Source organism: Polynucleobacter sp. MG-28-Ekke-A2, assembly GCF_035012985.1.
Taxonomy (GTDB): Bacteria; Pseudomonadota; Gammaproteobacteria; order Burkholderiales; family Burkholderiaceae; genus Polynucleobacter.
Genome location: NZ_JAYGQU010000008.1, coordinates 81,342 through 102,859, shown reverse-complemented (window position 1 = coordinate 102,859; position 21,518 = coordinate 81,342). Strand labels below are relative to the sequence as shown.

Below are 21,518 nucleotides of genomic sequence, written 5' to 3'. Positions count from 1 at the left end.
TCAGTTTGGCTAAGGTGTTGATAGGTCATGGCTACTTTGACTTGCAGGTCTAGAAGCTTTGGATACTAAAACATCCTTAGCCTCCTTAACTAGTTGTTCAAAGTTGCACTTCGTAGTTGAATCCACCAATCGTTTCATCTTCATGAACACCCGTTAATTAGTGATACTTAATTAACGTTTGAGGGTGCTTAGGTGTTTACAAAAACAGGGAGATTATTGGGGGTTTTTACACAGCCTCGGCCGAAAGCAGACATTGAAAAATACTATTTCACCCTAGTATCGTTTTATCCGATTTGATTGCTTGCAATACTGTTGTAGCAATTTCCTCAATGGATTTGCTTGTAGTGAGCACCCAAGGAATAGATTGTTTTTTCATCATCGCCGTCGCTTCGTTAATTTCATAACGGCAGTTTTCGAGCTTGGCGTAGTTACTACCAGGTCTGCGCTCATTACGAATCTCCGAGAGTCGTTCTGCATCAATCATTAAGCCAAAGATTTTTTGACGGTAAGGCACCAGATCTTTTGGGAGCTGTCCTCGTTCAAAGTCTTCTGGAATGAGTGGGTAGTTAGCTGCTTTGAGCCCATACTGCATGGCCAGGTAAAGACTGGTTGGCGTCTTGCCAACCCGGGAGATGCCAATCAGAATGACATCGGCTTCAGCCAGGTTTTGATTGGATTGACCATCATCATGGGCCAAGGAATAGTTAATGGCCTCAATCCGGTTCTTATAGGCCTCGGTATCGGCATTATGGTGAAGGCGGTTCATGGCATGGGTGGATTTCATGCCTAAAGCCTCCTCTAGAGGGGCTACGAAGGTCTGAAACATGTCCAAAATAAGGCCATTTGCCTTGGCCACGATTGCATTGAGCTCGGAGTTCACCAAAGTGGTGAAAACGATGGGTTGCACCCCATATTTAGTAGCCGCTTGATTGACGCTGCTAACGGCATCGTAGGCCTTATCGACGCTATCCACAAAAGGCACTCGAATATGCTTAAAAGTAGCCTCAAATTGGGCCAAAATCGACTGGCTGAAGTTCTCGGCAGTAATGCCGGTGCCGTCAGAGACAATAAAAACAATGCGGGTTTCGTTGGACATGGATTTGGCTTAAAAGTCAGGGTCAGCACTACAATAGAGTCATATTAAAGCACGCCCCCTTTAGGGTGGCCGCTACACCAGTTTCCTTATCTTTTGAGAGTATTTTATGTCCAACCAACAGCAACAAAATAGCAGTATGGCTGATGCCTACGTTTTGCCTTTTGAACAACTCCGCATGACTGATGTTGAATCGGTTGGTGGTAAGAATGCGTCATTAGGAGAGATGATTTCTCAGTTGGCGTCTACTGGGGTTCGTGTTCCTACGGGTTTTGCAACGACTTCGTTAGCATTCCGTGACTTTCTAAAGCACAACAATCTGACTGAGCGTATTCAGCAGCGTTTAGAAGGTTTGAATATTGATGATGTGCGTGCATTGGCGCAAGCTGGTGCGGAAATTCGCAGCTGGATCGAAACGGCACCATTTCAGCCAAAGCTGGATGAAGAGATTCGTAAAGCATTTGCAGTATTGGATGATTCTGGTAGAGGCTCATTTGCGGTACGTTCATCAGCCACTGCCGAAGACTTGCCAGATGCTTCTTTTGCTGGTCAGCAAGAAACTTTCTTGAACGTCGAAGGTATTGACGATGTTCTGAAGAAGATTCGTGAAGTATTTGCTTCTTTGTATAACGATCGTGCGATCTCCTACCGTGTTCACAAGGGCTTTGCCCACGCTGAAGTAGCCTTATCTGCTGGTATTCAACGCATGGTTCGTTCTGACTTGGGCGCTGCTGGCGTGATGTTTACTCTGGACACCGAGTCAGGATTTGAGGATGTAGTTTTCATTACCTCAAGCTATGGCTTGGGCGAGACCGTTGTACAGGGCGCAGTAAATCCAGACGAGTTTTATGTTTTTAAAACCACTTTGGCTCAAGATAAGAAGGCAATCATTCGCCGCTCCTTAGGCTCTAAGTTGATTCAGATGCAATTTGCCCCTAAAGGCTCTGCAGAAAAAGTACAAACTGTTGATGTCACTCCAGAAAAGCGTAACCGCTTCTCTTTGGAGGATGTGGATATCACTGAGTTGGCTAAGTACGCAGTGATCATTGAGAAACACTACGGTCGTCCAATGGACATCGAGTGGGGTAAAGATGGTCAAGATGGCCGTATCTATATCTTGCAAGCGCGCCCTGAGACTGTAAAGAGTCAAGCTGCTGGTCAAGTGGAGATGCGCTACAAATTAAAAGGTAGCTCAAAGGTATTGGCAAAAGGTCGTGCGATTGGTCAAAAGATTGGCGCAGGTCCAGTACGCATTATTCGTGACCCAAGCGAGATGGATCGTGTTCAGCCAGGAGATGTCTTGGTTGCCGATATGACTGACCCGAACTGGGAACCAGTCATGAAGCGTGCTTCAGCGATTGTGACTAATCGTGGTGGACGCACATGTCACGCAGCGATCATTGCCCGTGAATTAGGCGTACCTGCGGTTGTTGGTTGCGGTGATGCCACTGAGCACTTGCAAGACGGCATGATGGTGACGGTTTCTTGTGCTGAAGGTGACGAAGGCCATATTTATGATGGCTTGATCGAAACCGAAGTGACTGAAGTATCTCGTGGCGTATTGCCAGAGATTCCAGTGAAGATCACCATGAATATCGGCAATCCTCAGTTGGCATTTGATTTCTGCCAGATCCCGAATGCTGGTGTTGGCTTGGCTCGCCTTGAGTTCATTATTAACAACTACATTGGTGTGCATCCACGTGCTGTATTGGAATATCCAAATATTGACCCTGACCTCAAGCGTGCAGTTGAGAGTGTTGCTCGTGGCTATGCAAGCCCACGTCAGTTTTACGAAGACAAGTTGGTTGAGGGTGTCGCAACTATTGCTGCTGCTTTCTATCCAAAGCCAGTGATTGTTCGTTTGTCAGACTTCAAGTCCAATGAATATAAGAAGTTAATTGGCGGATCGCGTTACGAGCCTGATGAAGAGAATCCAATGTTGGGATTCCGTGGTGCGTCACGTTACGTTTCTGAAGACTTTGGCGAAGCCTTTGCTCTCGAGTGCGCAGCAATGAAGCGTGTTCGTGAAGATATGGGCTTGGATAACGTAGAAATCATGGTTCCGTTTGTACGTACTATCAATCAGGCTAAGCGCGTGATCGACATGATGGAGAAGTTTGGCCTGAAGCGTGGTGTGAATGGTTTGCGTCTCATCATGATGTGTGAGATCCCATCTAATGCGATTTTGGCTGATCAGTTCCTGGAGTACTTTGATGGTTTCTCAATCGGCTCAAACGATATGACTCAATTAACATTGGGTCTAGATCGTGACTCCGGTATGGAATTGTTGGCTATCGACTTTGATGAGCGTGATCCAGCGGTAGAGTTCATGATTGCTCGTTCAATTGATGCTTGCCGTAAGCAAAACAAATATGTTGGTATTTGCGGTCAAGGTCCTTCAGATCACCCAGACTTTGCCCGTTGGTTGGTTGAAAAGGGAATTACCTCAATCTCATTAAATCCAGATAGCGTAGTGGCTACTTGGGAGATGTTGGGTAAGAATTTAAAAGCCTAAACCAAAGCAGATAGCGTTAACGCAAAAGGCCTAGATTTTTTCTAGGCCTTTTTGTTTGTAAATGCATCCAACACTTCATTAATGGAGGATTATTTTCTCTTTGCAGCCACCTTCTTCGGTGCCATCTTCTTTACGGGGGTAGCCTTAGTTGTTCTTGTGGCCTTTTGAGCTCTCGCCTTAGATGGTGGATGATTGATAGGAACAATCCCCATTTTTTTAGCAGGAGTGGAGATATCACTCGATTTATGAGCGCCGCTCCAACTGGGTTCCGCTATGGAGTTAAAAGCCTCGCGTAGTTTCTCGCCCCAGGCTTGATGGATCATTGCGAAATAGGGGTTTGCATCATCTAGAGTCACGAGCTTCGTGGCTTTCAGAGAATTTATTTCGTAAACCAACATATCCAGAGGTAGTCCAACCGAAATATTACTTTTCAAGGTGGAGTCCATGGAGATGAGGGCGCACTTAGTTGCCAGATTAAGCGGTGTATTGAAATTGAGTACTCGGTCTAAGATGGGCTTGCCGTACTTAGATTCACCAATCTGGAAATAGCAAGTCTCGGGTGTAGCCTCAATAAAGTTCCCAGCCGAATAAATATTAAATAGGCGCGGTTTCTCACCTTTTACTTGACCACCAAAAATCATATTGCAGTTAAATTCAAGGCCCGATTTTTCAAGTGCGGCATGATCACGTTCATACACTTGTTTAATAGCATCACCCACAACAACAGCAGCTTCATAGGAGTTTTTGGCTGTCCAGAGGTTCTTGCCCTTAAAAAGCTGTCCTTGCAGCAGGATTTCTTTAACGGATTGGGTAATGGCGAGATTGCCCGCACTCATTAAGGTAAAGAAGCGATCCTTGTTTTGAAACAAGGTCATCTTTCTAAAGGTGCCGATTTGGTCGACGCCAGCATTTGTCCGGGTATCGGATAAGAAAACAAGACCATCTTTTAGGCAAAGCCCAACGCAATACGTCATACACAGACCCTCTTCATTATTTCCTGGGATTATCTCTTAAATATCCCAGAGGGTTGCTATAGCAGCTGTTGAATCGAAATGTTAGCGCTGAGTTCTTCTCCACCGCCGCCAGAGCGGACCCCTTTAACAGGCGCGGCTGAATAATAATCTCGACCAATAGCAAGGCGAATATGACGTGAGTCAACTAAGCAGGCGTGGGTGATATCTACGCCGGTCCAGATGCCTTTATCGATATCGCTACAAAAGTCAATCCAAGCATGGCTAGCAAGATTTGGAGATTCTTCTGCAAAGAAATAACCACTGACATATCGAGCGGGAATTCCAGAGGCGCGACAGAGACTTAACATAATGTGGGCATGATCTTGGCAAACACCAGATTTCATGGCGAAGGATTGAGCTGCAGTAGTGGCAAAGTTCGTTTGGCCAGGAGAATACACAATCAAGCCTTGAACTGCCTCAGCAAGTTTAAGTATTTGATCAACTGAATTTTTCTTTGGAATGCCATAAGAGAAATATTCCAACATTTCGTCTGTAGGCTCAGTCAGATTGGTTTGTTGCAGTAAGTAGTAAGGCGAAACTGCTTTAGCATCATCTAAAAACTCATATGCATCTTGTGTATGCACTTCACCTTCAGCCTCAATCATCATTGAGGTGTAAGGGCTCTCCTGCACGAATACACTGCAAAGATTGCCAAAAGTATCTATAGAGCTAGATGCTTTAATTGGCGTGCTAATTCTCCATTTGTCGACTTGTTGGCCAGCGAGAGTAGGAGGCGTCAAGCGCAACTCTTGTATGGAATAACGCACCGGTGTTTCATAGCGATATTCCGTGCGATGGCGAATTTTAAGATGCATATAGTCTTTGTGATTTCTTAGGCAACAGCCAGTGGAATGAGATAAGCATTGCTAAACTCATCGGCTATGTAGTTAATGCGCTCTAAGAAAGCCTCAATAAATTCTTCCAGGCCTTGCTCAAATACCTCATCAATATCAGAGTAATCCAAACTTGCCTTGAGCTTTCCAAGCAAACGTTCAATTTCTTTGGATTGCTGATTCTTAACTTCGGAAATGAGGGGGATTAACTCATTGACGCAGGATACCAAGGATCGTGGCATTTGTTTATTGAAGATGAGTAGTTGTGCGACTTGTTTTGGTGTGACTTGATCAGAATAAATTTGACGATAGATCTCAAATGCTGAGACGGAGCGCAGTAACGCCGCCCAGTGATAGAAGTCAAAGAATTCACCGTCTGTACCATCTTCCGAGGATTTCTTGGCGCCAAGAACTCTCAGGGCTGCTGGGTCCTCATACTTAGTTTCCAAAATACGTGCGGTGTTGTCGGCGCGTTCTAGCAGGGTTCCCACATTGATAAAGTAAAAGGCCTCATTCTTCAGCATCGTGCCGTATAGAACACCCCTAAAGAGGTGGCAGCGGTGCTTGACCCACTCCAAAAGGCGACTAGGATCAGCTTGATGTCTTGCCTCTAGGATGCGCTGCAGCTCAAGCCACGTAGTGTTTTGGGTTTCCCAAACCTCGGAAGTAATCTTGCCGCGGATAACGCGTGCGTTCTCACGCGCTGCAAAAAGGCAAGAAACGATACTAGAGGGATTACTGGTCTCATAAATCATGAAGTCCAAAACATTCTCACGATTAACGACATCATATTTGCTGAGGAAGGCTTCTTCCAACTTAGAAATAGTGAGTAATTTTTTCCAACTCTGCTCTAAAAACTCTGCAGGCTGTGGAAGTAGTGAGGTTTGATGGTTTACATCGAGCATGCGGGCAGTATTCTCTGCGCGCTCGGTGTAACGGGCCATCCAATAAAGACAATCAGCGGTACGACTCAACATATTTTCTTATTCCCCATACTCTTCATTCACTCTTCCAATACCCAGGTATCTTTAGTTCCGCCACCTTGGGAGGAGTTCACTACTAAAGAGCCTTCTTTGAGTGCAACCCTAGTCAATCCACCAGGAACCATCTTGATAGTTTTGCCTGAGAGAACAAAGGGTCTTAAGTCGATATGTCTTGGAGCAACGCCTGATTCAACAAAGGTAGGGCAGGTGGATAGTGCCAATGTAGGTTGCGCAATATATTTATCTGGATTAGCGATGAGATGAGTTCTAAATTCTTCAATCTCCGCTTTGGTTGATGCCGGACCAACTAACATGCCATATCCACCGGCACCATGGGTCAGCTTCACCACCAACTTATCCAGATTGGCTAATGTATAAGCTAAGTCATCTGCCTTACGGCACTGGAAAGTGGGAACGTTATTAAGAATCGGTTTCTCACCAAGATAAAACTCGATCATCTCGGGTACATATGGATAGATAGATTTGTCATCAGCAATACCAGTGCCAATTGCATTTGCCAGTGTCACGTTACCAGCGCGGTGTGCAGATAAGAGTCCTGCAACACCCAGGGTGGAGTCAGAGCGAAATGCCAACGGATCCAAGAAGTCATCATCAACGCGGCGATAGATTACATCAACGCGCTCAGGCCCTTGAGTAGTTCGCATAAAGACTTGTTCATTTTTCACAAATAAGTCTTTACCCTCTACTAACTCAACACCCATCTGCTGCGCGAGGTAGCTGTGCTCAAAGTAAGCGGAGTTATACATGCCTGGAGTCAACACAACAACGTTTGGTTTTTTAACGTCATCCGGTTTAACTGACTTGAGGCATTCCAATAAAAGATCGGGGTAGTGCTCTACAGGAGCAATGCGATATTTTTGAAAGAGGTCAGGGAAGAGTCGCATCATCATCTTGCGGTCTTCAACCATATAAGACACGCCAGATGGAACTCGCAAGTTATCTTCTAAAACGTAGAACTCACCTTCGCCGGCGCGAACGATATCGATTCCAGCAATTTGTGCGTAGATGTCGCGCGGTATGCTGACGTTGCGCATTTCGGGGCGATATTGCGCATTGTTATAAATCTGTTCAGCTGGAACAATGCCTGCCTTAATAATGTCTTCATCGTGATACACGTCGTAGATAAAGCGATTAAGTGCTTTGACTCGTTGGCGTAATCCAGCTTCTAATTGCTCCCACTCTTTGGCAGTAAAGATGCGCGGTACTTGATCGAAAGGAATGGTTCTTTCTGAACCTAGGTCATCTCCATAGACGGCGAAGGTGATGCCCACTCTTCTAAAGATCAGATCTGCTTCAGCGCGTTTGAGACCCATGAGGGTGTCACTTTGCTGCTTCAGCCAGTTGTGAAAGATTTGGTAGTGGGGACGCGCTTTGCCTGCGGCGTCGAGCATTTCGTCAAAAGGCAATTTCATAGTTACCAAACTAACGCCCTTATAAAAGCTGGAATGAAGGGTTTGAAGCGGCTTGGTGCTGAATTGCACTATAAAGGTGCATAAATGCTCAAATATTCGCCCTAAGGGCAGTCTACCCCAGTTTTTATGGGCTTAGGCGAGAAATTAAGCGTTTAGATCGCCTCTAGCGATACGGCCTTTTTGGACTTCCCACTCACGTTCTTTGGTGGCTGCGCGTTTGTCATGTTGCTTCTTACCTCTGGCCAGACCAATCTCACACTTCACATTGCCTTTGGAGAAGTGCAGGTTTAGGGGTACCAGGGTATAGCCCTTTTGCTCCACTTTGCCGATGAGTTTTTTAATTTCGATGGCATTGAGCAGGAGCTTTCTAGTGCGGGTGCTATCGGGCACGATATGGGTGGAAGCTGAGAGCAGTGGGGTGATATGGCAGCCGATCAAAAATAGCTCCGCCTGGCGAATGACAACATACGCTTCTTTCACGTGCACGCGACCTGCGCGGATGGCTTTCACTTCCCAGCCTTCCAACACAAGCCCTGCCTCAAAGCGCTCCTCGATAAAATAATCAAAGAAGGCTTTTTTGTTATCGACGATACTCATATTTATTTAGCTCTCAAGAACGATTATGGCAGACGTCTACAAGACCGTTTTAATTGGCCAATCAGCCGACCGTATGTACGGCTTAGTGACCGATGTCGCCCGCTATCCTGAGTTCCTGCCTTGGTGTGGCGGGGTAGAAATTTTTGAGCAGACTGAGACCGTGCTCGACGCCAAAATTAATATTCATTTCAAGGGCATTACCCAGTATTTTCATACTCGAAATGTGAATCACCGCCCTGAAACGATTGATATGGTCTTTGTAGACGGTCCGTTTAAGCACTTCTCTGGGCAGTGGAACTTTATCCCTTTGCGGGAAGATGCTTGTAAGGTGGAGTTCAAGCTGCACTGGGAGTTCAAGAGCGTCATTCTGGACAAGATTATTGGCCCAGTATTTGGACATATAGCCGGCACTTTTGTTGACTGCTTTGTAAAGCGTGCCGAAGACCTCTATGGCTGAGCGCTCGCTTGACCTCATTCTCTGTGATGCCAGGCAGGGTAAGCCAGAACTTAAGGCGTTCAAGCTCCTTCTATCAGCCAAAGAGTCACCTACGATTGGTCTAGCCCTCATTAGAGCTGGAATCGCAGTTGGTCCAGACGACCCTGTTTTAGCCAGAAAAGGCTGCTTCGGGGTCTTTGGTAAGCGCAAGGACTGGGATAGTCCCATTTATCCTGGAGATCGTCTAGAGCTCTATTCCCCGCTATTAATCGACCCTAAGACGGTTCGGCGTAAGAAGGCTAATCAGAACCAGGATGCCAAATTCCAGGCTGCCGCAGCTAAAAGAAAGGCTAGGAGGCTATAATCTGTTTTTGCGACTAGGGGTTTTGCATGCGACTCATTCAAAAAGCACTCACTTTTGACGATGTGCTCCTCGTACCGGCTTATTCATCGGTACTCCCTCGAGATGCCAGCTTGGCAAGTAAGTTAACTCGAGATATTTCACTCAACACACCATTGGTGTCCGCAGCTATGGATACCGTCACTGAAGGTCGTTTGGCAATTGCTATGGCTAGTGAGGGTGGCATTGGTATTGTTCATAAAAACTTAAAGCCTGCTGAGCAAGCGCGTGAGGTGGCTAAAGTGAAGCGATATGAATCTGGTGTTCTGCGTGATCCAATCACGATTAGTCCAGATGTCACTTTGCGTCAAGTGATCCAACTTTCTCGTGAACATGGTTTCTCAGGATTCCCAGTGCTCGTTGGTAAAGAGGTTGTTGGCATTATTACGAATCGCGATTTGCGTTTCGAAGAAGACTTAGATGCTCCAGTAAAAACCAAGATGACTCCACGTGAGCGTTTGATTACCGTGAAAGAAGGCTGTTCATTGGATGAAGCAAAACGCTTAATGAGCCATCATCGTTTAGAGCGTGTATTGGTTGTCAATGACAAGTTTGAACTGCGTGGCCTCATTACTGTTAAAGACATCCTCAAGGCAACCGAACATCCGAATGCTTGTAAAGATAGCGAAGGTAAATTACGCGTTGGCGCAGCAGTAGGCGTTGGCCCGGATAACGATGAGCGTATTGAGTTATTGGTACGCGCTGGTGTTGATGTGATCGTAGTTGATACAGCTCACGGCCATAGCCAAGGCGTATTGGATCGCGTGAAGTGGGTTAAGAAAAACTATCCACATGTGCAAGTGATTGGCGGCAATATTGCTACTGGTGATGCTGCTAAGGCATTAGCTGATCATGGCGCTGATGGTGTCAAGGTTGGTATTGGCCCTGGCTCAATTTGTACAACACGTATTGTTGCTGGCGTAGGCGTTCCACAAATCACTGCGATTGTGAATGTGGCAACCGCCCTTAAGGGCACTGGCATTCCATTGATTGCTGATGGTGGCATACGTTACTCAGGTGACGTTGCAAAAGCATTAGCTGCTGGCGCCAGTTCAGTCATGATGGGTGGTATGTTCGCTGGAACCGAAGAAGCCCCAGGCGAAGTATTCTTATACCAAGGACGTTCTTACAAGAGCTATCGCGGTATGGGTTCTTTGGGCGCGATGGCGGATGGTTCTGCTGATCGTTACTTCCAAAGCGATATTGTTGCGAATGCAGAGAAGCTAGTGCCAGAAGGTATTGAAGGTCAGGTGCCATACAAAGGTAGCGTATTGGCAATCTTGCATCAGCTCACTGGCGGCATTCGTTCTTCTATGGGCTATCTCGGTTGCAAGACCATTGATGAGCTCCATGAAAAAGCTAACTTCGTAGAAATCACTTCAGCTGGCGTGCGCGAGTCGCATGTTCATGATGTGAAAATCACTAAAGAAGCGCCAAATTACCATATTGATTAACAACTAAAAAAAGCTGAAATAAAGGCTGATCTTTTCGTGCACGACAAAATACTGATTCTCGACTTTGGTTCACAAGTAACTCAACTTATTGCTCGACGTGTGCGCGATGGACGTGTGTATTCAGAGATCCATCCTTACGATTGCGATCCTGAATTCATTCGTAAGTTTGTTCAGGAGCAAGGTGGCAAAGGCATCATTCTTTCTGGCGGTCCAAGTTCGGTAACCGAAGATGGTAGCCCCCGTGCGCCTCAAATCGTTTTTGAGCTTGGTGTTCCTGTTTTAGGAATTTGCTACGGTATGCAAACCATGGCTACTCAGTTGGGTGGTGCAGTTGCCTCTGCAGAGTCCTTAGGTAAAGCGCGTGAGTTTGGTTACTCCGAAGTGCGCGCTCGTGGGCACACAAATTTGCTTAAAGGCATTCAGGACTTCTCCACCAGCGAAGGTCATGGGATTTTGAAGGTGTGGATGAGTCATGGCGACTCAGTCACCTCAATGCCGCCTGCGTTTAAGTTGATGGCCTCTACTGAGTCTTGTCCAATTGCTGGCATGGCGGATGAAGAGCGTCGCTTCTATGCATTTCAGTTTCATCCAGAGGTCACTCATACCCTTCAAGGCACTGCAATCATTGAGCGCTTTGTACAAGAGATTTGCCAATGCAAACCTGACTGGGTAATGGGTGACTACATTGCAGAAGCAGTTGAGAATATTCGCAAGCAAGTTGGAAATGAAGAAGTCATTCTGGGCTTGTCTGGCGGTGTCGACTCCAGTGTTGCGGCAGCTTTAATTCATCGTGCGATTGGCGATCAATTGACTTGCGTATTTGTAGATCATGGCTTGCTTCGTTTAAATGAAGGCGATATGGTGATGGAAATGTTTGCACGCAATTTGGGTGTGAAGGTTATCCGCGTTGATGCCAAAGAAAAATTCATGGGTGAGTTGGCTGGTGTTGCCGATCCAGAAGCTAAGCGGAAGATCATCGGTAAAGAATTCGTAGAAATTTTCCAGACTGAGTCTGGAAAAATCGAGAATGCTAAGTGGCTTGCCCAAGGAACGATCTACCCTGACGTCATCGAGTCTGCAGGTAAGGGCAAGAAGGGTGCACACACGATCAAGAGTCACCATAACGTTGGTGGCTTACCTGAAGACATGCATCTCAAATTGCTTGAGCCCTTGCGTGAGCTCTTCAAGGATGAGGTCCGTGAACTTGGAGTGGCCTTAGGTCTTCCTCGTGAGATGGTGTATCGCCATCCATTCCCAGGGCCAGGTCTTGGCGTGCGGATTTTGGGTGAGGTCAAAGCAGAGTTTGCGAGCTTGCTGCAACGTGCTGACGCCATTTTCATTGAAGAGTTGCGCAATACGATTGATGAAGCAAGTCAAAAATCTTGGTATGACCTTACTAGCCAAGCGTTCGCTGTTTTCTTGCCGGTGAAGTCAGTTGGTGTGATGGGTGATGGTAGAACTTACGAATATGTTGTTGCTCTCAGAGCAGTCCAAACCCAAGACTTTATGACAGCGCATTGGGCGCACTTGCCACATGAGTTGTTGGGTAAGGTTTCCAATCGTGTCATCAATGAAGTGCGCGGCATTAACCGTGTCGTATACGATATCAGTGGAAAACCACCCGCAACGATCGAGTGGGAATAAGGGGTAGGCGATTTAAGCCTGCCAATATTCATGCTTGAGTTACGCGAAGCTTCACTCGCAATCCTAGTAAGCACTGATGCACAAAACAAAGTAAGTCAGTTATTCAGTTTGTTTGGTAGCTATCACAAACAACAAATTACTCTGGATGTTGCCCATAAGATAGATGCTCAAGGCCTTTCTTTGCCTGGGCGTCCGCTAAAGCCAGAATTAGTGCTTCCTAAGCTTGTTCCTAAAAGAAGAATGGATACCCCTGAAGGAAGGGCGGGCTTATTGCACTCACTCGCCCATATTGAATTTAATGCGATGAACCTTGCGCTAGATGCAATCTGGCGTTTCCCAGATATGCCCAAGGAATACTATGAGGACTGGTTAAAGGTTGCCAAAGAAGAGGCCTATCACTTCAGTTTAGTAAATGAGTATTTGCATGCGCTGGGGTTTTCTTATGGAGATTTCCCCGCCCACAATAGTTTGTGGGAGATGGTCGAACGAACAACGGATTCTGTAATTGCCAGAATGGCCTTGGTACCCAGAACAATGGAAGCAAGAGGCTTAGATGCGGTACCAGCGATTCGGGATCGCTTCAAACAAATTAAAGAAGTTCGTGCGGTGGAGATATTGGAAATTATTCTCAATGATGAAATCGGCCATGTATTGATTGGCAATCGTTGGTTTAATTTCTTATGTACTCAAGATAATATTTCTCCAATCACTGCTTATCGAGAGTTGGCTGCCAAATATCGTGCGCCTGTTTTAAAGCCCCCATTCAATATGGAGGCCCGCAAGCAAGCTGGTTTCACATCCGAAGAGTTAAGCCTTCTCGGGGCATAGCAGATGAACATGAAGGTATTGAGCCTCATTCCACCCATGACCCAACTGAACACGCCGTATCCTTCTACGGCGTATCTCACGGGATTCTTGAGGTCTCGTGGTGTTGATGCCGTTCAAGAGGATCTTGCCTTAGCTTTAGTGCTCAGTTTCTTTACTCCAGAGGGCATGTCTGAGATTCATGCTCAAGCCCTCAATGTTCCTGAGGAGAGTCGCAGTGCCAGCGTCAATTTTTTCCTAGACTACTTTGATTCCTATCAATCTACTATTGCCCCAACGATTAGCTTCTTACAGGGGCGCGATAGCACTTTAAGTCATCGCATCAATACCCGGGATTTTTTACCGGAGGGCCCACGCTTTGCTTCTCTTGATGCATTTGATGATGAAGAGGCGGGCGATCCTTTGTCTTGGGCCTTTGGCGCTTTAGGGTCTCAAGATAGGGCGCGTCATTTAGCCACCCTTTATCTCAATGATTTATCTGATGTATTGCGTGATGCTGTTGATCACCGCTTTGAATTCGTGCGTTATGCAGAATCCTTGGCAAGTAGTCAGCCTACCTTTACACCTTTGGCTGGTGCGCTCCAGGCTAAACCAACGCTCATGGACCTGCATTTACAAGAGTTAGCCAGTAAAGCGATTGAGCGTCACCAGCCGAATGTAGTGCTCCTATCCGTACCCTTCCCCGGGGCAATGTATGCGGCCTTGCGTATAGCTCAGGTAATTAAAAAATCACATCCAGAAATCAAGATTGCTTTGGGTGGTGGTTATGTCAATACTGAGCTTCGAGCGTTATCCGACGCTCGTATCTTTGATTATGTGGATTTCATTACGCTAGATTCTGGGGAGAGGCCATTGCTTGCTTTACTTGAGCATATCAGCGGCAAACGCTCCACCGAAAGATTAGTGCGTACCTTTATTCGCAATTCTAGCAATCAAGTGCAATACCTCAATTGGCAAGAACTTGATGTGCCTTTTGAAGAGGTTGGTACTGCCACTTGGGATGGGTTACCGCTGGATTCTTATTTATCTCTTTTGGATATGCTTAATCCGATGCATCGCCTATGGAGTGACGGCCGCTGGAACAAGCTGACTGTTGCGCATGGCTGTTATTGGAAAAAGTGCAGCTTCTGCGATGTATCTCTTGATTACATCTCTCGTTATGAAACTGCGTCAGCCAGTTTATTGGTAGATCGTATTGAGCAAATTGTTCAGGAAACTGGGCAGACAGGATTTCATTTTGTCGATGAAGCTGCGCCACCTAAAATATTAAAAGCACTGGCTGAGGAGCTCATTCGCCGCAAGGTGCTAATTTCTTGGTGGGGCAATATTCGCTTTGAGAAAACCTTCACACCTGAATTGGCGGAGCTGTTAGCCAAGAGTGGATGCATTGCGATGTCTGGAGGTCTCGAAGTGGCCTCTGATCGCCTACTCAATCTCATGAAAAAGGGCGTATCGGTTGAGCAGGTTGCTCAAGTTACCAAGGGTTTCTCCGATGCCGGCATTTTGGTCCATGCTTACTTAATGTATGGCTTTCCTACACAAACCGCCCAAGAGACGGTGGATGCATTGGAATATGTGAGACAGTTATTTGAGAATGGCTGCATACAAAGCGGATTCTTTCATCGTTTTATCTGTACCGTACATTCTCCTGTAGGTCAAAATCCACAAGAGTATGGAATTGAACTCATTCCTTTGCCAGAAATCACCTTTGCCAAGAATGATGTTGCCTTTATTGATCCTACTGGAGTTGATCATGACATCCTTGGTCAGGGGCTAAAAAAGGCCATTTATAACTATATGCATGGCGTAGGATTTGAGATAAAAACTCAGTCTTGGTTTGATGGTTTGGGCGTTGCGGTACCTAAGACAACAGTTTCTAAGAGTTTTATTGAGAAGGCTTTATATCGCTAACCCACCTCTATAAATCAGACTTACAATTATTTTGTCAAGTTCTCAATTAACGCAGGAGAAATCCATGAATTTATCGCGTCGCACTTTTATTGCGTCAGCAGCATTAGCTCCAGTAGCTTGTGGCCTTCCTCTTTCCTATGAGCGCGGGACGCCAGTTACTCAACCAATCCCCCTGCCAACAGTTCGCGCTCCGCAAGTAGGTCAGGAGTGGTCTTATATCAAGCGTAATGTGTTTGATGGAAAAAACTTAGGAATTATTACTGAGCGCGTTGCTAGCGTTGGCTCTGCCATTGTGATTGAGCGTACGGACGAAACCGGTGGCAAGCTGCCAAATGAAGTGCAGGGCCCATGGGGTGTTGTGCAGACCGATCCACAATGGTCTCGAACGATTAGTTTTAATCCAGCTATCCCGTTATGGCCAACAGAGCTGACTTCCAGTTGGAATAAACAACTCAACACTAAATACAAAATTGCGGGCTATTCCGATACGGCTTATGGCTGGCAGGAATTTATGGGTGCGCATGGCTGGGAGCAGATTACTGTGCCTGCAGGAACATTCTTAACCTTGCGTTATCAAAACCTCATTAACTATGAGAGCAATGATGACAATAAGGTCAATTGCATTCGCAAAGAAACGATTTGGTTTGCGCCGAGTATTGGGCGCTGGGTAGCACGAGAGTCCTCTGGTTCGTACATGATTCAGGGGCAGTTAGGCATGCCAAATTTAGAGGATAGTTTTCAATGGCAGCTGACTTCTTACAAGTAAGCACGTTACGTCGCTTTGTCTTATTGATGCTGCCAGTCTTGCTGGCGGCATGCATCTCATCCCAGCCCTACCCCCGGGGTATTCTTGAGCCTCAGCCCATACTGGCTCCAGTTGTAAGGGCACCCAAGGTTGGTCAAGAATGGGTTTATCAAGTTCGAAATGTATTTAATCAAGAGATTGTAGATACCGTCACCGAAAGAGTAGTTTCCGTTGGTAATGAAGTACGTATTGCTCGTACGAGTCTTAAGGCGGGATCGCTTCCTGATGAAATCCAATCACCCTGGGGTTTTGTTGTGCAAGACCCCCATTGGAAGCCAGCTCAGAAATTCTCAAAGCCTATCCCGATATGGCCCCTACAATTGCAGGCCGGCTGGAATGAATTCTTTACAACCCAATATCAAGTGCCGGGATACCCTGATGGCAGTTATTACTGGGGTCTTGGCATGACTGCATCGCAATGGGAGCGCATTCAGACCCCTGCAGGGCAATTTTTGGTATTTCAGATTCATAATGAAATCCCAAATTTTGTCAGCAACGACCTATTTAGGGTCGGCAATGAGCGGCAAGAGGACTTGTGGTTTGCGCCAGAAATCGGGCGCTGGGTTATTCGGCGTTCTTCGGGCCGTTACATCACTCCCGGGGTCTATTGGGCTAATGCCTACTGGGAGGATTATCTGGAGTGGGAGTTAATCTCCTGGAAATAGGCATTGCGCTTAAAATAGGTGCACTGCTATGTATACCGTTAAAGAACTATTTCCCACACTTCAAGGCGAAGGCACCCACACTGGTAGAGCTGCCGTATTTTGTCGCTTTGCTGGATGCAATCTTTGGAGTGGACGTGAAGAAGATCGCGCCACTGCTATTTGTCAATTTTGCGATACCGATTTTGTAGGTAGCGATGGTGCTGGCGGCGGTAAGTTTGAAACTGCTGCCTCACTTGCTGATGCAATCGAGGCTTCATGGCGTAGCACTTCGGCTGGTCCGCAGCAGCGTTATGTGGTTTTCACAGGTGGAGAGCCGCTCTTGCAATTAGACGAGGAGTTGATTGCAGCACTTCATCAAAAAGGTTTCGAAGTGGCGATTGAAACGAACGGCACCATTAAAGTTCCTAAAGGAGTTGATTGGGTTTGTGTAAGTCCTAAAGCTGGTTCTGATCTGATTGTTCTTCAAGCGGATGAGTTAAAGCTAGTGATCCCGCAAAATGACCATAAGGCATTAGAAAAACTCATGGCCCGCTTTGAGGGTATGGATTATCGCAATCGTTTCTTGCAGCCCATGGATGGGCATAACCTCAAAAGTAATACTGAGTTAGCAGTAAGCTTATGTCAAAAGCGTCCCTTGTGGAGGTTGAGTCTGCAGTCTCATAAGCTGATTGGGATTCGATAGTTGACTAAGCTCAAATAGGATTAATTAAGCACTGAATGACAAATAAACAACCTGCCATCTCCATTACGCGCCGCCTTGAGTTTGACTCCGGGCATCGTATTCCCAATCATGATGGTCAATGTCGACATCTGCATGGACATCGCTATGCAATAGAAGTCACGCTGACTGGTGAAGTGGCTGATCATCCTGGCAAAGCAGATGATGGCATGGTGCTCGACTTTGGCGATATCAAACGCTTAACAAACCAATACGTAGTAGATCTTTGGGATCATGCATTTTTGGTGGCTAAAGAGGATGAAGGGCTGGTTGCATTCTTGTCAACCTTACCTGATCACAAGACGGTCATCATGGAGCATGTCCCAACTGTTGAGAACTTAGCTAACGCGGCCTTTGTAATATTGAAACCCGTTTTCAGTAAAGCTTTTAGTGGCCGCTTAGAGCTCTCTTCTATTCGTCTTTATGAGACGCCCAATTGCTGGGCTGACGTGCATGTTGTGTAAATGACGCAAACAGAGCTTGACCAGCAATATATGCGTATGGCAATTGAGCAAGCTCAGTTGGCAGCGCAATCAGGTGAGGTTCCTGTAGGCGCAGTGCTAGTTCGGGATGGCCAAGTCATATCGAGGGCATTTAACAAGCCGATTGCAAACCATGATCCTAGTGCTCATGCTGAAATGCTGGCCTTGCGAGAAGCAGCGCTAGCCGAAGAGAATTACCGTATCCCTGGCAGCACCTTATATGTCACTCTTGAGCCGTGTGCGATGTGCTCCGGTGCTATGCTCCATGCTAGGATTGATCGAGTGGTTTATGGGGCGCAAGACCCCAAAACAGGCTCTGCTGGTAGCGTGCTAGATATATTTTCTTCAAAACAGATTAATCACCAGACCAGTGTTGAAGGTGGCATCATGAGTGAAGAGTGCGGTCAATTGCTGCGTGATTTTTTTAAGGGGCGACGTTGAAATCCATTCACCTCATTGCTCCTTCTGGAGCAAGCTTAGATAGTAAAAGCCCATTGGCTGGTATTGACTGGTTTGGACATCAAGGTATTACTATCCATAACGTAGATTGCGTACATCGTGGCCATGAACGCTTCGCTGGCAATGATGATGAGCGTCTTACTGAGTTAAATGCCATATCCAAATTAGAACCTCAGACTTTAGTGATGTCTATGCGCGGCGGCTACGGTCTCCATCGCTTGCTACCCGGTATTGAGTGGCAAGCAATTGCAAAGGCTATTCAAAACGGCTTGCAAGTATGTGGTCATAGTGATTTCACTGTCTTTCAGTTGGGATTGCTAGCAAAAACTGGTGCCATTTCTTTGGCTGGTCCGATGCTGAACTATGACTTTGGAAGGTTGGGTGATGATGGTTCACCGGTAGTGCCGGATGAGTTTATGTGGAAGCATTTCCAGGCCGCAGCTCAAGACCGAAGACTAGATTGCCAAGTGTCGACCCCACAATCTTTCTTGGGTAATAAAGACGCGCACTCAATCACAGGTTTATTGTGGGGCGGTAATTTAACGGTTCTGGCTGGTTTAGTTGGCACACCATATCTTCCAAGCGCTCAGCAAACGCAAGGCGGGATCTTATTTTTGGAAGATGTGAATGAGCATCCTTATCGAATTGAAAGAATGTTGATGCAACTTTTAGATGCAGGCATTCTTGCAAATCAATTAGCCATATTGTTGGGTGGATTTTCTGCCTATCGTCTTTACGACAACGATAAGGGGTATTCGCTCGAGCGCGCTATTGAGGCGATACGCAAACGTTTGCCGGAAGCGATTCCAATTTTGACCGGGCTGCCATTCGGACATCAGGCCAATAAATTAACTTTGCCTGTTGGTGCGCAAGCCGATTTACATTTCAATTCAAATGGATTTGAACTTAAAGCACAGTGGTAATGTTTACTGAGACCAGTGTGGGAAACTCTTTTTTTAAAAGTCTTTTAGTTTTCATTGCACTCACCTTTACTGGAGCAGTCATGGCAACCGAAGAGCCAAAATATGCTGTTCTCGAAAAAGAACCACCCTTTGAAATCCGCTCTTATGCACCCATGATTGTTGCTGAGGTACAAGTTGAGGGTGATTTAGATGAGGCCTCGAGCCAAGGATTTCGCTTGATTGCTGCTTATATTTTTGGCCAGAATCAAGTGAGCGAAAAAATTGCAATGACTGCGCCAGTGACAGTCGAAGATCAAGCGGTGAAGAGCGCAAAGATTGCAATGACTGCACCGGTAGGAATTGAGTCTAAAGCCGGCAAATGGACAGTGTCGTTCGTGATGCCTGCTGAATATACGATGGAATCGATACCCAAGCCCATGAGTCCGCAAGTGCAATTGCGCCAAATTCCCGCAGTAAAAAGGGCAGTCATTAGTTTTAGTGGTTTTTATAATAGCCAGAAAGTGGCCGAGAAAACGCTAGAACTAGAGCAGTGGATGAAGTCTCGTAATTTGCAAAGTGCCGGCACTCCTAATTTCGCACGTTATAACCCGCCTTGGACTTTGCCCTTCATGCGTCGCAATGAAGTCATGATCACCTTACGTGACTAGTTCTTAGCTTCGAAGCTCTTCAATAAAAATTGGCCACCGCCATTGACGCCTAAAGCCTTTGTTAACGTAGGTAGTGCCTGCGCTAAATGTTTTTCTAGAGTCCAAGGTGGATTGAGAATAAACATCCCACTGGCTTGCAAACGGCGTTCGCCAGGCGCATTTTCAATTCGTAATTCTGTATGTAACCATGAGCGTTTATGTGCGGTAGCAATTTTTTTCAGACGGTCAGGTAGGGCTGCCGATTCTCTTCTGGAGAGTACTGGATACCAAATCGCATAGCAGCCCGTGGCAAAGCGTTGCAGCGCCTCTTCCATGGCAAGCTCAAGATAGCGATAGTCTTGCTTGTCTTCGTAAGAAGGGTCGATTAATACGAGGCCGCGACGACTGGGAGGGGGCAGTAGTCCTTTGAGTCTAGCAAAGCTATCCTCGGCATAAATATCAATCTGTTTAGACTGTTTTAGTTCGCCAATATTGTGGCGCAGAATATCGATCTCTTTGGGGTGCAGCTCAAAGAGCTTGAGTCGATCTTGTGGACGCAGCAGGCGTGCCAGAATAAAGGGGGAGCCAGGATAGGTATTTAGATGGCCCTCAATGTTCTCAGCATCAATGCACTTCAAGTACTCTTGGATGCTCTCGGGGATTGGGGTGTTTGCGTGATGGCAAGTTTCTACATATTGCTTGAGGCGAAAGATTCCGCCATCAGCTTCTTTACTCACTGTAGAAAAGCCATCTTGCAAACTATAGATGCCAGCACCTGCATGGGTATCAACAAAGGTAATGGCAACAGGCTTCTCTTGAAGGTATTGAACCAAGTGAATTAAGGTAAGGTGCTTCAGGATGTCTGCGTGACTTCCCGCATGAAATGCATGTCGATAGCTAAACATCTTGAATTATTCTGCCTTGCGAGGCGCTTGAGTAAATTGCGCCTTCACATAAAAGAGAAGTGTAGAAGCTAGAATTACGATTGAGACATATTGCAATGGCAGATTTAACTCTAGATCCATGATTTGGGTGAGGTGGGCATAAATTGCCACTACGCCTCCAAGAGCAATCAGATGCGACCAGATTTTTCTTGGTCCCAGTTGATTTTCCGGAAATCGATTAGCCGCAAAGGCCCCGAGCATTCCACACCAAATACCAACACCTGCGCCACCTAAAACGTCAGTAAGCCAATGAGCCCCTACAGCGCTGCGTGATAGACCCACTAAAGTGGCAAGCAAAAATAGCGGCAATAATAGGGTGCGCCTTTCTTTAGCTGCGGAAAAGTACAGGGCGCTTGCAATAGCAAATGCGGTCAGAGTATGTCCAGACGGAAAGGCTTTGTAAAGTAGCGCTTCACCAATACGATGAAAGCTGCCATCAGTCAAGACGCCTGCAGGTCGGGGTAAATTAAACAAACCCTTTAAGGCTGTACTTGCTAATGCAGCTAGTCCGCCAGCAAAAATTCCAGCAGTCAGCATCCTTGGTGCAAGTAACAGCAATGGAAAGGTAAGTGCAAATACTCCCCAACCATTACCTAAAAAAGTAAGCCAGGCCCAAAGGGTATCTGGCAGTAATTGCGTAAAGCGGTTAATGAATAAAAAAGTACTGCTTTGAAACTCGCCAAAGTAAATTACGCAAGCGAGCGCAATGGGAGCTAATGGAATGAACCAAGAAAATGTGGGAATTGCCTTTTTGCTCAT

The 21,518-nt window shown here is 46.3% G+C and carries 22 protein-coding genes; 14 read left to right on the top strand and 8 right to left on the bottom strand.

What is annotated here, in order from left to right:
• Positions 1-268 precede the first annotated feature (268 nt).
• Positions 269-1,096: a pyruvate, water dikinase regulatory protein gene (locus VC188_RS06950; RefSeq protein WP_215321707.1), complete on the bottom strand. Its 828-nt coding sequence runs from the start codon at positions 1,094-1,096 to the stop codon at positions 269-271.
• Positions 1,097-1,202: 106 nt separating this feature from the next.
• On the opposite strand from VC188_RS06950, the gene ppsA reads away from it, so the two are divergent.
• Positions 1,203-3,608, top strand: a complete 2,406-nt coding sequence (ppsA, locus tag VC188_RS06945) for a phosphoenolpyruvate synthase (RefSeq protein ID WP_323483466.1) — start codon at positions 1,203-1,205, stop codon at positions 3,606-3,608.
• Between the two features lie 89 nt (positions 3,609-3,697).
• Here the strand turns inward: ppsA and VC188_RS06940 are convergent, their stop codons facing one another.
• The 5 genes from VC188_RS06940 to smpB form a co-directional block, all read right to left on the bottom strand.
• Complete coding sequence (locus VC188_RS06940) at positions 3,698-4,582, bottom strand: peptidase (protein ID WP_216157314.1); 885 nt, start codon at positions 4,580-4,582, stop codon at positions 3,698-3,700.
• Between the two features lie 56 nt (positions 4,583-4,638).
• Entirely contained in the window at positions 4,639-5,436 is a 798-nt protein-coding gene (locus VC188_RS06935) for a transglutaminase family protein (protein WP_215321709.1), read from the bottom strand.
• A gap of 17 nt (positions 5,437-5,453) precedes the next feature.
• Complete coding sequence (locus VC188_RS06930; RefSeq protein WP_216157311.1) at positions 5,454-6,431, bottom strand: alpha-E domain-containing protein; 978 nt, start codon at positions 6,429-6,431, stop codon at positions 5,454-5,456.
• Positions 6,432-6,457: 26 nt separating this feature from the next.
• On the bottom strand, positions 6,458-7,870 hold the full coding sequence (locus VC188_RS06925; RefSeq protein ID WP_215322276.1) for a circularly permuted type 2 ATP-grasp protein: 1,413 nt from the start codon (positions 7,868-7,870) through the stop codon (positions 6,458-6,460).
• A gap of 144 nt (positions 7,871-8,014) precedes the next feature.
• Positions 8,015-8,467, bottom strand: coding sequence for an SsrA-binding protein SmpB (gene smpB, locus VC188_RS06920; RefSeq protein WP_046330447.1), 453 nt, complete (start codon positions 8,465-8,467; stop codon positions 8,015-8,017).
• Between the two features lie 25 nt (positions 8,468-8,492).
• Between smpB and VC188_RS06915 the strand changes: the two genes are divergently transcribed.
• The 13 genes from VC188_RS06915 (at position 8,493) to VC188_RS06855 (ending at position 19,836) form a co-directional block, all read left to right on the top strand.
• Complete coding sequence (locus VC188_RS06915; RefSeq protein ID WP_215359568.1) at positions 8,493-8,924, top strand: type II toxin-antitoxin system RatA family toxin; 432 nt, start codon at positions 8,493-8,495, stop codon at positions 8,922-8,924.
• On the top strand, positions 8,917-9,267 hold the full coding sequence (locus VC188_RS06910) for an RnfH family protein (RefSeq protein WP_216157716.1): 351 nt from the start codon (positions 8,917-8,919) through the stop codon (positions 9,265-9,267). The genes VC188_RS06915 and VC188_RS06910 overlap by 8 nt, the downstream gene beginning before the upstream one ends.
• A 26-nt stretch (positions 9,268-9,293) precedes the next feature.
• Positions 9,294-10,757 carry an IMP dehydrogenase gene (gene guaB / locus VC188_RS06905; RefSeq protein ID WP_215359572.1) on the top strand — a complete coding sequence of 488 codons (1,464 nt, stop codon included), beginning with the start codon at positions 9,294-9,296 and terminating at the stop codon, positions 10,755-10,757.
• Positions 10,758-10,793: 36 nt separating this feature from the next.
• Positions 10,794-12,401 carry a glutamine-hydrolyzing GMP synthase gene (guaA, locus tag VC188_RS06900; RefSeq protein ID WP_323483465.1) on the top strand — a complete coding sequence of 536 codons (1,608 nt, stop codon included), beginning with the start codon at positions 10,794-10,796 and terminating at the stop codon, positions 12,399-12,401.
• A 30-nt stretch (positions 12,402-12,431) separates the two neighbouring features.
• Complete coding sequence (locus tag VC188_RS06895) at positions 12,432-13,229, top strand: ferritin-like domain-containing protein (protein ID WP_216157257.1); 798 nt, start codon at positions 12,432-12,434, stop codon at positions 13,227-13,229.
• 9 nt (positions 13,230-13,238) lie between these two features.
• The gene (locus VC188_RS06890) at positions 13,239-15,137 is read left to right on the top strand and encodes a B12-binding domain-containing radical SAM protein (protein ID WP_323483464.1); all 1,899 of its coding nucleotides are present in this window, start codon (positions 13,239-13,241) and stop codon (positions 15,135-15,137) included.
• A gap of 64 nt (positions 15,138-15,201) precedes the next feature.
• The gene (locus tag VC188_RS06885; RefSeq protein ID WP_323483463.1) at positions 15,202-15,903 is read left to right on the top strand and encodes a hypothetical protein; all 702 of its coding nucleotides are present in this window, start codon (positions 15,202-15,204) and stop codon (positions 15,901-15,903) included.
• On the top strand, positions 15,879-16,607 hold the full coding sequence (locus tag VC188_RS06880) for a hypothetical protein (protein WP_216157250.1): 729 nt from the start codon (positions 15,879-15,881) through the stop codon (positions 16,605-16,607). The genes VC188_RS06885 and VC188_RS06880 overlap by 25 nt, the downstream gene beginning before the upstream one ends.
• A gap of 28 nt (positions 16,608-16,635) precedes the next feature.
• Positions 16,636-17,289 (top strand): 7-carboxy-7-deazaguanine synthase, encoded by a 654-nt coding sequence (gene queE, locus VC188_RS06875; RefSeq protein WP_216157247.1) that lies wholly within the window; start codon positions 16,636-16,638, stop codon positions 17,287-17,289.
• Positions 17,290-17,324: 35 nt separating this feature from the next.
• Complete coding sequence (gene queD, locus VC188_RS06870; protein WP_072583007.1) at positions 17,325-17,789, top strand: 6-carboxytetrahydropterin synthase QueD; 465 nt, start codon at positions 17,325-17,327, stop codon at positions 17,787-17,789.
• A complete protein-coding gene (gene tadA, locus VC188_RS06865) occupies positions 17,790-18,248 on the top strand; it encodes a tRNA adenosine(34) deaminase TadA (RefSeq protein ID WP_072583006.1) in 459 nt (152 codons plus the stop codon).
• The gene (locus tag VC188_RS06860) at positions 18,245-19,189 is read left to right on the top strand and encodes an LD-carboxypeptidase (protein WP_323483462.1); all 945 of its coding nucleotides are present in this window, start codon (positions 18,245-18,247) and stop codon (positions 19,187-19,189) included. Before tadA ends, VC188_RS06860 begins: the two co-directional genes overlap by 4 nt.
• Before the next feature lie 80 nt (positions 19,190-19,269).
• Positions 19,270-19,836, top strand: a complete 567-nt coding sequence (locus tag VC188_RS06855; protein ID WP_072583184.1) for an SOUL family heme-binding protein — start codon at positions 19,270-19,272, stop codon at positions 19,834-19,836.
• On the opposite strand, the gene VC188_RS06850 is transcribed toward VC188_RS06855, so the two are convergent.
• Positions 19,833-20,720, bottom strand: a complete 888-nt coding sequence (locus tag VC188_RS06850) for a 23S rRNA (adenine(2030)-N(6))-methyltransferase RlmJ (RefSeq protein WP_323483461.1) — start codon at positions 20,718-20,720, stop codon at positions 19,833-19,835. The genes VC188_RS06855 and VC188_RS06850 overlap by 4 nt on opposite strands.
• 6 nt (positions 20,721-20,726) lie before the next feature.
• Positions 20,727-21,518, bottom strand: a complete 792-nt coding sequence (locus tag VC188_RS06845; RefSeq protein ID WP_323483460.1) for a phosphatase PAP2 family protein — start codon at positions 21,516-21,518, stop codon at positions 20,727-20,729.